The organism is uncultured Intestinibacter sp. (genome assembly GCF_902468165.1).
GTDB lineage: Bacteria > Bacillota > Clostridia > Peptostreptococcales > Peptostreptococcaceae > Intestinibacter.
In genome coordinates, this window is the sequence record NZ_CABQXJ010000031.1 from 1 (window position 1) to 13,374 (window position 13,374).

Annotated in this window: 12 protein-coding genes; 1 reads left to right on the forward strand and 11 read right to left on the reverse strand. The window is 27.5% G+C overall.

Annotation, left to right across the window (positions count from 1 at the left end; genetic code table 11):
- Positions 1-128: 128 nt before the first annotated feature.
- A complete protein-coding gene (locus RDX53_RS07210; protein ID WP_195930737.1) occupies positions 129-890 on the reverse strand; it encodes a YoaK family protein in 762 nt (253 codons plus the stop codon).
- Positions 891-1,144: 254 nt separating this feature from the next.
- Here RDX53_RS07210 and RDX53_RS07215 point away from each other — a divergent pair, with 254 nt between their 5' ends.
- Positions 1,145-1,690, forward strand: a complete 546-nt coding sequence (locus RDX53_RS07215; protein WP_195930736.1) for a biotin transporter BioY — start codon at positions 1,145-1,147, stop codon at positions 1,688-1,690.
- A gap of 123 nt (positions 1,691-1,813) precedes the next feature.
- On the opposite strand, the gene RDX53_RS07220 is transcribed toward RDX53_RS07215, so the two are convergent.
- From RDX53_RS07220 to RDX53_RS07265, 10 genes are all read right to left on the reverse strand, one after another.
- Positions 1,814-3,199, reverse strand: a complete 1,386-nt coding sequence (locus RDX53_RS07220) for a leucine-rich repeat domain-containing protein (protein WP_195930735.1) — start codon at positions 3,197-3,199, stop codon at positions 1,814-1,816.
- 261 nt (positions 3,200-3,460) lie between these two features.
- Positions 3,461-4,117: a phosphate signaling complex protein PhoU gene (gene phoU, locus RDX53_RS07225; RefSeq protein WP_195930734.1), complete on the reverse strand. Its 657-nt coding sequence runs from the start codon at positions 4,115-4,117 to the stop codon at positions 3,461-3,463.
- 52 nt (positions 4,118-4,169) lie between these two features.
- A complete protein-coding gene (pstB, locus tag RDX53_RS07230; protein ID WP_195930733.1) occupies positions 4,170-4,934 on the reverse strand; it encodes a phosphate ABC transporter ATP-binding protein PstB in 765 nt (254 codons plus the stop codon).
- Positions 4,935-5,020: 86 nt separating this feature from the next.
- Complete coding sequence (gene pstA, locus RDX53_RS07235) at positions 5,021-5,863, reverse strand: phosphate ABC transporter permease PstA (protein WP_195930732.1); 843 nt, start codon at positions 5,861-5,863, stop codon at positions 5,021-5,023.
- Positions 5,863-6,783: a phosphate ABC transporter permease subunit PstC gene (gene pstC / locus RDX53_RS07240; RefSeq protein ID WP_195930731.1), complete on the reverse strand. Its 921-nt coding sequence runs from the start codon at positions 6,781-6,783 to the stop codon at positions 5,863-5,865. The genes pstA and pstC overlap by 1 nt, the downstream gene beginning before the upstream one ends.
- A gap of 85 nt (positions 6,784-6,868) precedes the next feature.
- The gene (locus tag RDX53_RS07245; RefSeq protein ID WP_195930730.1) at positions 6,869-7,711 is read right to left on the reverse strand and encodes a phosphate ABC transporter substrate-binding protein; all 843 of its coding nucleotides are present in this window, start codon (positions 7,709-7,711) and stop codon (positions 6,869-6,871) included.
- Positions 7,712-7,965: 254 nt separating this feature from the next.
- On the reverse strand, positions 7,966-9,156 hold the full coding sequence (locus RDX53_RS07250) for an ATP-binding protein (protein ID WP_243269583.1): 1,191 nt from the start codon (positions 9,154-9,156) through the stop codon (positions 7,966-7,968).
- Between the two features lie 134 nt (positions 9,157-9,290).
- The gene (locus RDX53_RS07255; RefSeq protein WP_195930728.1) at positions 9,291-9,971 is read right to left on the reverse strand and encodes a response regulator; all 681 of its coding nucleotides are present in this window, start codon (positions 9,969-9,971) and stop codon (positions 9,291-9,293) included.
- A gap of 266 nt (positions 9,972-10,237) precedes the next feature.
- Positions 10,238-12,175 carry a glycosyltransferase gene (locus tag RDX53_RS07260; RefSeq protein WP_295573908.1) on the reverse strand — a complete coding sequence of 646 codons (1,938 nt, stop codon included), beginning with the start codon at positions 12,173-12,175 and terminating at the stop codon, positions 10,238-10,240.
- Between the two features lie 368 nt (positions 12,176-12,543).
- Positions 12,544-13,344, reverse strand: a complete 801-nt coding sequence (locus tag RDX53_RS07265; protein ID WP_195931697.1) for a MetQ/NlpA family ABC transporter substrate-binding protein — start codon at positions 13,342-13,344, stop codon at positions 12,544-12,546.
- Between the last annotated feature and the right edge of the window lie 30 nt (positions 13,345-13,374).

Consider the following 13,374-nt stretch of genomic DNA (forward strand, 5'->3'; position numbering starts at 1 on the left):
TTTGTACCAGCTTATATTTTCAAGTAAATTTTTACTTAAACTAACTAAATTTCTATATTTAAAATATAATATAAAAATATTAACTTAACCTTACCTAAATATTAAGTTTTCATTAATAAAGTTATATATTAATTTTTCATATGTTTTAACTCTTCTATTTCAGTATCTATTTCTTCTTCCTCAACTTCATCTTCTTGCTCTAATTCTTTTAAAATATACTTCTCTATATTTCTAAACATAAATATGAATACGACAAATAAAATTGCACTAGCAACTAAAACTGCTTTTTCCCAATATATATTTGTTAAAATACCTCCCATAGATGCTCCTATAATAAAAAATATAACTACACCATATGCTTGAGCACTTACTCGCATTTTACTTTTGTCTTTTTCTACTACTAACTTAAATATCTGCTCTGTAGCAGTTCTTAAATTTCCAGTACACATAGTAGTTGCTAGAGCTGTTCCATTTACCTTTCTGAATGCTTCAACCTGCATTGCACAAATAAATGAAATAGATATATTTACTATAACATCATATTTTCCCATTGGAATAAATGCCATTATAGTAAGTACTATAATTTCTGCTCCTATTACAATTTGTCTCCAGTGGATATAAGTCCGTCTAGGCTTTATTCTTCTTTTTATAATTTCTGTTAGTATTACACCTAGCATAAATGCTATAACAGGTACAAAATGATATATGATTCCTTTAAAATTGTATTTTGATAGAGCTAACCCTACTAATACTATATTTCCTGTTTGAGCATTTGCGAAAACTTCTCCTCTACATATGTAAGTATATGCATCTAAAAAACCTCCAACTAAAGCTAATAACGCTGCCAATCTAAACGATTCTGACATATGTTTTTTATGCGCAACATCCATACACATTATCCCTCCAATATTACTTTTCTCTATTTAAGTATATCACAATGTATTTTTCAAAAGGGCGCTGAAATATTTTTATTAATTTTTTCCAATATTTTATTGAAATTTTTTTATCACAGTGCTAAATTAATGTTAACCTATCTATTTTTGAAGTTGACATTAATTTTAAATTAATAGATTTTAGGTAATATACTACAGAAAATTCTTTTATGAAAGACATTTTTATGTAGATTTTAAAGGGGGATAATTTTATGAAACTTTCAACAAGACAAATTATTTTATGCGGATTATTTGCAGCATTAATATCTATATTAGCTCAAATATCTATTCCACTTCCATTTACCACTGTTCCATTTACACTACAAATATTCGGTATTGCTATAACTGGACTGATTTTAGGATCTAAATGTGGATTTATATCTACTTTAATTTACTTAATATTAGGTGCAATAGGAATACCAGTATTCGCTAACTTTGCAGGGGGTATAAGTGTTTTATTTGGACCAACAGGTGGATTTCTATTAGGGTATCCTCTAATGGCATTTATTATAGGTTATGCTAAAGAAAAATTCAATTCAAATTTTATAACTTCTATAAGTATGATTTTAGGTTTAGCGATAGTTTATACTCTAGGTACTATTATGTTCTCATTTATTACAGGAAATACAATACTACAAAGTTTAATTTACTGTGTAGTTCCATTTATCGCAGTCGATATATTAAAACTAATTTTAGCTTACATAATAGGTGAAACAGTATGTAAGAGGGTTTTTTCAAGTTTAAATATAGCTAAATAATTATATATTATAAAAAGGTGGATAAACTCTCACAAAAGTATTTATCCACCTTTTAGTATGTTGATTAAATTTTAGTTTTATTTTATAAAGTTATATTGATATAATGTGTTTTTGAAGTAAGTCTTAGTCTATATTGAAGTTATATTCTTTTGTTTCATTTATATCGTCATTATTTTTAGAAATAACAACTATTCCACTAACTTCTTTAAGCTCATCTAATGAGTTTATTTTTTTGCAATAAGTAAATCCTTTTGCCTTTTTACCTGCTGGAATTTCTTCATTTAAATTAAATTTGTCAGTATATTCTCCAATAGTTATATATTTAGTAGATACTTGTATTGGTGATTTTGATTTATTTTCTATTTCATAAACATATCCTACAAAGTCTGCTACTGAAGAATTTTTCTTAGCATTTATTTCTTTTCCATCAATTATTTTTTTATTAGATTTACCTTTTATCTCAATTTTACAATCTTGATTGTCTAGTATTACAACTGGTTCATCAAATACTATATTATTTTTTAAATATCTTTTATTTTTTATTATTGCTCTTAATTTATATATTAAGAATATTATTCCTGCTGTTAAAGCAAGCCCCAAAATTATTTTTATATAATCCCATGCTGTATAAATAGTCTTAAAAGGAATACTATTTTCAGTTGCATAAGTCTTAACTTTAGTATTATTGTATCCTGTTATAGTTAAGTTTGTACAATTTTCAAATGCATAATCGCCTATTTCTGTGACATTCTTTGATAATTCTAGATTTTCTAATCCAACACAGTAGTAAAATGCTGCCTCTCCTATACTTGTAACTCCCTCTGGTATATTTACATCTTTTAGAGATGTACAAGCATAAAATGCATATCCATCTATTGATGTTACTTTGCTTGGTATTTCAATTTTAGTTAAATTGCTACAACTTGCAAATAATCCATAACTTATTGTTTTTATCTTACTCGGAAGATTTATCGTATTAAGAGCTGTACAATTTGCAAATGCTCCTTCACCTATGCTTGTAACACTTTCTGGTATGCTTACTGTTTCAAGTGAAGTACAGTTATAAAATGCATATAAATCTATAGTTTTTACACTATCTGGTATTGTTACATTTATTATTTCTTCATTACCGTCGAATGCATTTTCTCCGATTTTAGTTACTTTATGACCATCTATTTCACTTGGTATTTCTAAATCACTTTCTTTACCTTCATAGCCCTTAATCGTAACTTCATCTTCTTCTAATATGTACTTAAATCCATCTTTTGTTGTAAGGGTGTTTTCATCTTTTTCTGAGTCTTGTGTAGATTCTTCAGTTGTAGTTGAATCATCTGTAGCTGAATCATCTGATGTTGTTGAGTCATCACTATTACTTTGCTCAGTTGTTGTTTGTGTTGTATTATCATCTGTATCTGCAAATGAGGTATTAACTCCATTTAAATTGCTTATAGCCAATATAAATGTCAACGCTAATAATACTGTCGTGCTTTTTTTAAAAACGTTTTCCATATTAATTCTCCTTTTTTTATTTTTTGATTATATATTAATCTAGAAAACTTAACTAAACCTTTATTTTGAATTAATATTTTATTCAATTTATCGCATTAATTCGACAATATATTTTTTATATTAAAACACAGAATTGCCGATACACTTAAATGTATATCGGCAACCTGTTTACATATATATTTTGTTGGTTAAAAGAATATAATCGTATATACAATATTTAACTGTAATATACTACTCATACCTTAATTATAATACCTATCGCTATCCAATTTCAATCATTTTACCATTTCTTGCATATATTATTTTTTCGCATATATTAGTAATATGATCTCCTATTCTCTCTAAATATCTAGCTGTAAATACAAGCTTAACTCCTTGAGTTATATTCTTTTCTGGATTTTCATGCATAACTTTTAGACAATCTTCTCTTACTTTATAATAAAGTATATCTATTTCTTTATCCATAAGCGCTACTTTATAAGATAAGTCAGCATCTTGATTTAAAAAAGCTGATTTTATACCTTCTATCATATCCAAGCAATATTGTGCCATTTTAGGTATATCGATTAATTCTTTTATATAATCTTCTCCAGCAATTGATACAACTTCTGATGCTATATTTTCAGCATAATCACCTATTCTCTCTAATTCTGCTGATATATCGGCTAAAGCGTATATTTCTCTTAAATCTCTTGCCATAGGTTGTTTTAATGCCATTAATTCTATACTTCTATCTCTTATATATTCTCTTAATATATCTATATCGTCATCATCATCAATAACTTTTTTAGCTAATTCTATGTCTTTTGTAAGCATACTTTTAATAGATAAATCAATAGCTTTTTCACATTTATCCATCATTCTAATTATATATTCTTTTAATGTATTTATACTCATTTCTAAATTTGTACTCGCCATTTTTCTCTCCCCATAACATAGTTTTTTATATTTAATTTCGATTTATTAAATTCTAACCAAATCTTCCTGTTATATAGTCCTCTGTTCTTTTATCATGAGGAACTGTAAATATATCTTTAGTATTGTTAAATTCTATTAATTCCCCATTTAAGAAGAATCCTGTTTTGTCAGATATACGAGCTGCTTGTTGCATATTATGAGTTACAATTACTATAGTGTATTTACTTTTTAATGTAGCCATTAAATCTTCTACTTTTGATGTTGAAATTGGATCTAGAGCTGATGTCGGTTCATCCATCAATATAACATCAGGTTTCATAGCTATAGTTCTCGCTATACATACACGTTGTTGTTGCCCTCCTGATAAACCTAGGGCTGGCGATTTTAATCTATCTTTTACCTCATCCCAAATTGCAGCCCCTCTTAGGCTTTCCTCAACTATTTTATCTAATTGTTTTTTGTCTTTTATTCCTTGATTTTTTGGACCATAAGCAACATTATCATATATACTCATTGGAAATAAATTAGCCTTTTGAAATACCATTCCTACTCTTGTTCTAAGATTTATAACATCATTAGTTGTAAGTATTTCCTCGTCTTCAAGATAGATTTTTCCGTTTATTTTTACACTATCAATTAAATCATTCATTCTATTTAAACATCTTAAAAATGTTGATTTTCCACATCCAGAAGGTCCTATTAATGCTGTTACTTCGTTTTCTTTTATCTCCATATTAATATCTTTTAACGCTTGTTTTTCGCCATAATATAAATCTAAATCGTTAACTCTTATCTTAGTTCTATTTTCTGAATCCATATTACCAATCTCCTTATTTAAAAAATCTTAATTACTAATCTATATAAAAATATTTAGTTTAAATTCTTCTCTCAATCTCAATTAATTTAATAATTTGCTTTGTTTAACCTTTTAGCTACTAATTTTGCTATAGTATTTAATCCAAATACTATTACAATTAAAACTATACCAACACCACATGCTGTTTGGATATCTCCAGTTTCCTTAGTCAATAAATACGCATGAACTGTAAGTGTTCTCGCACTATCAAATACAGTAAGCGGCATTTTCGCTACTGTTCCTGCTGTTAATAAAATAGCTGCTGATTCTCCAATTACACGCCCTATTGATAAAATAACCCCTGAAAGTATTCCAGGTATTGCACTTGGCAATATAACTTTATAAAGTGTTTGAAACTTTGTAGCTCCAAGACCTAGTGACGCTTCTCTATAAGTACTTGGTACTGTTTTTAGAGCTTCTTCTGTTGAACGGATTATTGTTGGAAGTATGATAATTGCTACAGTTAAACCACCTGATAATATGGAATATTGAAGTTTTAGTGCTACTACAAAGAATATCCCACCAAATAATCCATATACTATTGATGGTATTCCTGCTAAACATTCTGTTGCAAATCTTATTACTCTTACGACTTTGCCTTGTTTAGCATATTCTTGTAAATAAACTGCTGCTAATATTCCAATTGGTGTAGCTACTAATATTGCAACTAAAACCATATATACTGTTGTTATAATCATTGGTAAAATTCCGCCATTTCCACTAGCTGAGTAATCAGCAAATAAAAAACTAAGATTTATTTTTCCTATCCCCTTTATAAATATAAAACCTACTATCACTAGTAATAGACCTACTGTTATAATTGCTGATAAATACACTAGTGAAATCAATAGTCTATCTTTTGTTTTTCTAGATTTCAAATTATTTTCCATTATCTATCAACTCCTTTAGAAGTTAATTTAGTCAAAACTAAATTTATGATTATTATAAATATGAATAATACAACACCTGTTGCAAATAACATATTTTGATGTGTTCCTGCTGCATAACCCATTTCAAGGGCTATATTTGTTGTAAGTGGTCTTGCACTATCAAGTAGTGATGTCGGCATTGCTGTTGAATTTCCTGCAACTAAAATTACTGCCATTGTTTCACCTAATGCTCTACCTATTCCTAAAATTACTCCAGCTAATATTCCTGATTTTGCAGCTGGGACTGTAACCTTAAATATAGTTTCTATTTTTGATGCACCTAAAGCTAAAGATCCTTCTTTGTATGATTTTGGTACTGCCCTAATAGATGTTTCTGATAATGATATTATTGTTGGAAGCATCATTATCGCTAAAACTATAATTACTGCTAATAGACTTTGACCTTTTGGAAGGTTTAATACTGTTTGTATTGCTGGTACGATTACTGCTAGACCAAATATACCGTAAAGTACTGATGGTATACCTGCTAAAAGTTCTACTGCTGTTGAAATTATCTTTGCATATTTCTTTGGACATATCTCAGCTATAAATATTGCTGATAATATACCTATTGGAACTCCAATTATTAAAGCACCTATTGTCGCCACCATTGATGTAACTATCATAGAACCTATTCCAAATTGTTTAGAGCTTGGTAACCACTCTGTTCCAAATATAAAATCTATAAATGAATATCCTTCTGATACAAATGGAATTAAGCCTTTATAAAACACAAATCCTATTATAAGTAGCAAGCTTACTACTGCCATAAGGGCACTTATCATAAATATTTTTTCTGTTATAAATTCAAGTACATATTTGCTTTTATTTTTATTAGATGAACTACTTTCTTTTACATTAATTGATTCTGTCTTTTCCAATCTAAGTTCCTCCTTTTTAAAATGCTAGGCTATCTCAATGAAACAGCCCAGCTAAAACTTTCTTGAATATCTATGATATCTTTATCTATTTTTGGTTAACACTCATAAATCCTTGTTTTTCTATAGTTTTTTGACCTGCATCACTTAATACATAATCTATAAAAGATTTTGCATCTCCACTTGCTTCACCTTTAGTAACTAATAAGAAAGGTCTTGATATTGGATATTTATCGTTATAAACATTTTCTTCTTTTGGTTCTACACCACCTATTTTAACTGCATTTATAGAGTCATCTAAATATCCAAATGATATATATCCTATTGCATTTTCATTTCCTTGTACAGTTGTTTTTATATTTCCTGATCCATCAGATATTTGTGCATTTGAAGTTAAATCTTTTGATTCAAATCCAACAATTTCTTGGAAACCATCTCTAGTACCTGAACCATCTTCTCTTGAAACAACTACTATTTCTGCGTCAGCTCCACCAACTTCTTTCCAGTTAGTTATTTTTCCTGTATATATATCTTTTACTTGTTGTAATGTTAAATCTTTTACTTTATTTGCTGAGTTTGTTATAACTGCTATACCGTCTATTGCTATTTGGTATTCTTTTAGTTCTGATTTTTCTTCATCTTTTAAATCTCTTGAAGACATTCCTATTTGTGAAGTTCCGTCGATTGTATTTGTTATTCCTGCTGATGAACCTACTTGTTGAACTTCTATTGTAGTTGTGTCATTTTCTTTTTGATAATCTTCTGCTAATATTTCCATTGTTGGTCCTACTGAAGTTGAGCCTGATACTGTGATTTTGCTTGATCTTGAACCTGAAGTTGAATTAGCTCCTGCTGAGCCACACCCTGATACTAATGATCCTACTAATAAAGTTCCTGTTAAAAGTGCGATTAATCTTTTTTTGTTAAACATTTTTATTCCTCCAATACATTATGTAAAATTTTTAATACTACTTATTTTCGCTTTTAACTTTATAAAGATAATAATTAGATATTTTTTTATTTTTTATTTATCTTCTTTTTATCTTTACACTTTATATAGTATAGATACCGTCTTAAGCCTTTATTAATTGTAAGTTATTATAAAGTTAAGTATGTTAAGATAACGTTAGCAAATTAAAAATACAGAATTAAAAAAAGACGACCAAATAGTCGTCTTTTTTTATTCTAACTAGCTTTTTGTGCAAACTCTTGATTAAATGGGAGTTCTATTATAAATTTACTTCCAACACCAAGTTCACTTTCTACTCTTATGTTTCCGTTTAATGCTTTTACCATATGTTTTGTTATTGCAAGGCCTAGCCCTGTTCCACCAACACTTCTACTTCTAGCTTTATCTACTCTATAAAATCTCTCAAATATTCTTTCTATATCTTCTTCTGGTATTCCTATCCCATTATCTTTAACTTCTATAAATACTTTTTCTGATTTTATATATTGTTTTATACTGACTTCTCCATTTTCGCCAGTATATTTTATAGCATTTGATATTATGTTTAAAAGTATTTGTCTAATATAACCTGAGTATTCCCATAAATCTATATCTTTATTTTCAAAGTCATATTTTACTTTTATATTCTTTTTCTTTGCGATATAATTTATAACTTCATGTACTTCTTCAAAAACTTCAAATAGATCTACTTTCTCTACTTTTTTCTTTGTTTTATTTTCAATAGTTGATAATAATAAGATATCATCTATTAATCTAGTCAATCTAGTAGCTTCATTTTCTATTATAGTTAAGAATCTATTTTTAGTATCTTCATCTAAGTTGTCCGTCATTTTTAAAGTCTCTATAAATCCTTGTATTGATGTTATAGGAGTTTTTAATTCATGACTTACATTTGCTACAAATTCTTTTCTCATATTTTCTAATTTTGCATATTCTGTTATATTTTCAATATTTATAATAAAACCAATTACTGCGTCTGTATCTTCAAAATGTACTGGGTCTATCTTAATTTTATATATTATATCATTTTTAATGTTTTTTTGTATTATAGTACTATGCTCGCTACACATATTATGCAAAACACTTTCTAAAATCAATTCATTTTTTATAAATTGTCTTATATTTTTACCTTCAGCAGTTACATATGAATCGCCTTCAACCATTTTCTTTGCCAAGTCATTGATTAAAAGTATTTTCCCTCTAGTATCAATAGCTAAAATTCCATGAGATACACTTTGCATAATTGACTTTAACTGTGTATTTTTATCTGTTATATCTCTAATTGTAAAGTTTATTGTGTCTATCATATAGTTAAAGTTTTTAGCGAATTCACCTATCTCTCCAGACATCTGTCCCCTAACCTTACTATCAAATTGTTTATTACTTATATCTCTCGATACTTTCATAAACTCCTTTAAATAAGTTCGAAGACTCAATGTGTACCTAATTAAAAGTATTGTAATGATTAATAAAATCAGCATTATAAAAATATATATACCATTTAAAAACCCCGTCTCATTCATCTTCTTTCACCTCAAACTTATTTAATTTTATATCCGACACCTCTTATAGTCTCTATATATTTTGCATCATCATCACCAATTTTCTTTCTAAGGTGTCTAATATGAACATCTAATGTTCTTGTCTCTCCATAATAATCATATCCCCATATCTTATCTAGTAAGAAAGTCCTTGTTAATACATTTCCTCTATTTTCGATAAGTAGTTTTAATATCTGAAATTCTTTTAATGTTAATTCTATTTCTGTCCCATTTTTAGTTACTATATGTTTATTTACATTTACTTGAATATCATCAGCTTTTAAGACTTCGACTTTTTCATTTGAAGTATATTTATATCTTCTAAGTACAGATGTTATTCTCGCTAATACTTCCTTTACACTAAATGGTTTTGTGATATAGTCATCAGCTCCATCTTGTAAGCCTTCTAGTTTGTCTTCTTCCATATTTTTAGCAGTTAGCATTATCACCGGTATCTGCTCCAAACTTTCATCAGATCTTATTTTTTTTAAAAGGTCTATCCCACTTATATTTGGAAGCATCCAATCTAAAAGTATTAAGTCAGGTTGAAATTCTTTTGTCTTTAAATATCCATCAAATCCATCATATGAATAATCTACTTTATACCCGTTATTTTCAAGGTTAAATCTCAATAATTCTACTATATGTATCTCATCATCTATAATTAATATTTTTTTCATAAAGCCCTCCTTATTTTATATAAATCATAATGTCCTGCTGATTTTTATGTTTTATCTATATATAATATAATATCAAAACTTTTATAAATATAGTAATAAATATATATTTTCTTATATTAAAAATAGCTCTTAATATTATAGTAACATTCTAAAAATATGTTGTATCTTATTTTTCTGTAAACTATGTTATTTTTAAGTAAAAAAGAGTATCTATAAATAATTTATTAATCATCTTTAGATACTCTTTTTATATTTTTTATGTAGTTCTATGCTATTTTTATTACTTTTGATTTATTATCAAATGTTTTTTTCTTATCTTCTATAAATATTTGTTTCTTGTCTATCTCGTGATATGGAGTTAAATACTGTATATAGATTTCTATTACTTCCTCCATCTGCTCTTTAGTTAGAGATAAAAGTTTTAATTCTAGGTTATTTCTGTGTTTATCTAATACCTCACATTTTACATATGATTTTCTTAATTTTATAAGGACCTTTGACCCAATCTCTAAATTTTGAGATGTCTCTATCCATATTTTTTTACTAGATATACTATCTATTACAACATCTATATTAGATAGATGTTTTTCTTCATGGTCTAATAATATACAATTAGATTCCATCTTTTCATCAATGCTCGCCCTATCTTCGTCTTCACTTACTTTAACTTGATAAGCTACTCTCAAAGATCTCATTATTCCAATCAAATTAAATATATTTAAAAATGCATTTAGATAATATGCATATTTTATAATATAGCCTTTTTCAACTAATTTTAATCCTATAAAAAGTGATAAAAGCCCTAATATTAAAATTAATAAATGAGGTTTTACTACATCATATTCATAATACCCTCTATCAATTTCTATATCTTTAGATGTAACATTAAAGTTAACTTCAAAGCCAAACATTTCTTTTATTATTGATAAACTTAAGTGTGGAGCCATTGCCATTTCATAATAATGTGTCCACATATACCTTCTCGATTTTGGTGATAATATTCTGAAAATAAATATTTGAACTAATATATATGGTATTGTCATATTTAATAATTCTGCAAAACCAGATTCTACAAAATGAATTCCTGTAGATAAGAATAAAATCGGTACTATTATATAAAACATCTTAATTAGATTTGAGAACCAATATAGCACTCCATCTACATAACAAATCCTCTGCGCTGGTGTAAGACCTTTTAGTATAAACGGATTATAATGTTTAAATACTTGGATATTTCCTCTACACCAACGGTCTCTTTGTTTTACTAATTCTCCAAAGGTAGATGCACTAAGTCCTAAAACTAAGACTTTATTTATAAAAATAGAATCATATCCCTTTGCCTGAAGCAACATTCCTACAGCCATATCTTCTGTTATTGAACATGTTGGATATCCACCTATTTCATCTATAAATTTACGTCTAAAAACTGCATTTGTACCTACATGTAATACTGCACCTCTGTATGCTCTTGCTTCTTGAACGTCTCTCATAAAGAAATCCTGCTCATTTGGAATATATTTTTTTAAGTTAGATTGATACATATCTTTATTGTAATAACATTGAGGTGTCTGTACAAAAGCTAAATTTTCATCTTCAAAATATCCAATTGTTTTCTGTAAAAATTCCTTTTTAGGAATCATATCTGCATCTAATACTAGAAATAAATCGCCTTTTATATATTTTAGCGCATTATTTATATTTCCAGCTTTAGCACCTTTGTTGTCTTCTCGTGTAATATAATTCACACCATATTTTTTACATAGTGCTTTTAATTCATCTCTTCTTCCATCATCACATACATAAACTTTAAATTTATTTTTAGGGTATGCCATTTGAGTACTTGCAATTATTGTCTTTTCAAGTAATTGAAGCGATTCATTATATGTACAAATTAAAACATCCACAAGTGGAGCTTCATCTAAATTATATACACTTAAATCTTTTCTTATAATTTTATATTTTCCAAAGAAAATAAATTGAAAATTCATAAAATTCATAAATCCAATGAACTCACAAACAAACAATATTAAACCTAAGATAAAACTGACTATTCCAAGATTTGTTGGAATTACAGTTCCTCTCCATAAAATATATATAGTCGATATAATTATATCAACTATAATCAATAATTTTACATTCTTATTATTAATTTTATATGCTAAAAAACTTATTAATAAGGCTGTTATTGATAAAATTAAATACATTAAATTCTCCTTACTTCTATAAAAAACTTATACTATAGTATATTTACTTAATTATATATACCTTGTATATTCCATATTTAAATATTTTGTTGGAATAAAAAAACATTTGTATCAATGTATTACATTAATTACTTATATTTGAATAAGAAGCATACATAACCATATTTTATACAAATATACTTTTTCGTGTAATAAGGAGACATAAAAAAAATTCGCTTCGCTCATATCGCCAACGACTTTGTCCGTTGCTTAAAATTTGCTTCGCTCATGTCACCAACGACTTTGTCCATCACTTTAGATAATAAGTTGTAAATTAAAAAAGATGTTGAAAATCAATTTGTTTTCAACATCTTTTTAATTAAATTATATTAAAATGCTGGAACTATACTTCCATTATATTTTTCTTCTATAAATTTCTTAACATCATCACTGTTTAATGCTTTTGTTAATGCTTTTGTTTTTTCGCTGTCTTTATCTTCTGTTCTTATAGCAACTATATTTGCATATGGAGACTCACTTGATTCTATTGCTAATGCATCTTTAGTTGGGTTTAATCCTACGTTTAATGCATAGTTAGTGTTTATAACAGCTATTGCAACGTCATCTAATGTAGAAGGTACTTGTGCTGCATCAACTTCAACAAACTCTAAGTTTTTAGGGTTTTTAGTTATATCTTTTACAGTTATTAATTCACCGTCTTTAACTTCTATTAAACCTTGTTTTGCTAATAATTTAAGTGCTCTAGCTTCATTAGTTGAGTCATTTGGAACTGCTACTTTGTCTCCATCTTTAACTTCATCTAATTTTTTAACTTTATTTGAGTATATTCCCATTGGTTCTATATGAACTTTTGCACAGTATGTTAAATCATATCCTTTTTGTTTAACTGTTTCCTCTAAGTATGGTACGTGTTGGAAATAGTTAGCATCTAGTGATCCATCTGCTAATGCTTGATTTGGTAATACATAATCATCATACTCTTTTACTTTTAAAGTATATCCATCTTTTTCTAATATAGGTTTTGCTGCCTCTAATATTTCTGCATGTGGTGTTGAAGATGCACCCACTACTATAGTTTTTTCATCATTTTTACCTGATGAACAACCTGTTAATAAACCTACTGCTAATGTTGATACTAATAATACTTTTGCTAATTTTTTTAGTTTCATTTTTACTCCTCCTGTTTTCCCTTAACTTTA

Excerpts from the sequence above, each read along its gene's own strand:
- RDX53_RS07210 (WP_195930737.1), bottom strand. The coding sequence starts at position 890 with ATGGATGTTGCGCATAAAAAACATATGTCAGAATCGTTTAGATTGGCA.
- RDX53_RS07215 (WP_195930736.1), top strand. The coding sequence starts at position 1,145 with ATGAAACTTTCAACAAGACAAATTATTTTATGCGGATTATTTGCAGCA.
- RDX53_RS07220 (WP_195930735.1), bottom strand. The coding sequence starts at position 3,199 with ATGGAAAACGTTTTTAAAAAAAGCACGACAGTATTATTAGCGTTGACA.
- phoU (WP_195930734.1), bottom strand. The coding sequence starts at position 4,117 with ATGGCGAGTACAAATTTAGAAATGAGTATAAATACATTAAAAGAATAT.
- pstB (WP_195930733.1), bottom strand. The coding sequence starts at position 4,934 with ATGGATTCAGAAAATAGAACTAAGATAAGAGTTAACGATTTAGATTTA.
- pstA (WP_195930732.1), bottom strand. The coding sequence starts at position 5,863 with ATGGAAAATAATTTGAAATCTAGAAAAACAAAAGATAGACTATTGATT.
- RDX53_RS07245 (WP_195930730.1), bottom strand. The coding sequence starts at position 7,711 with ATGTTTAACAAAAAAAGATTAATCGCACTTTTAACAGGAACTTTATTA.
- RDX53_RS07250 (WP_243269583.1), bottom strand. The coding sequence starts at position 9,156 with ATGAAAGTATCGAGAGATATAAGTAATAAACAATTTGATAGTAAGGTT.
- RDX53_RS07255 (WP_195930728.1), bottom strand. The coding sequence starts at position 9,971 with ATGAAAAAAATATTAATTATAGATGATGAGATACATATAGTAGAATTA.
- RDX53_RS07260 (WP_295573908.1), bottom strand. The coding sequence starts at position 12,175 with ATGTATTTAATTTTATCAATAACAGCCTTATTAATAAGTTTTTTAGCA.
- RDX53_RS07265 (WP_195931697.1), bottom strand. The coding sequence starts at position 13,344 with ATGAAACTAAAAAAATTAGCAAAAGTATTATTAGTATCAACATTAGCA.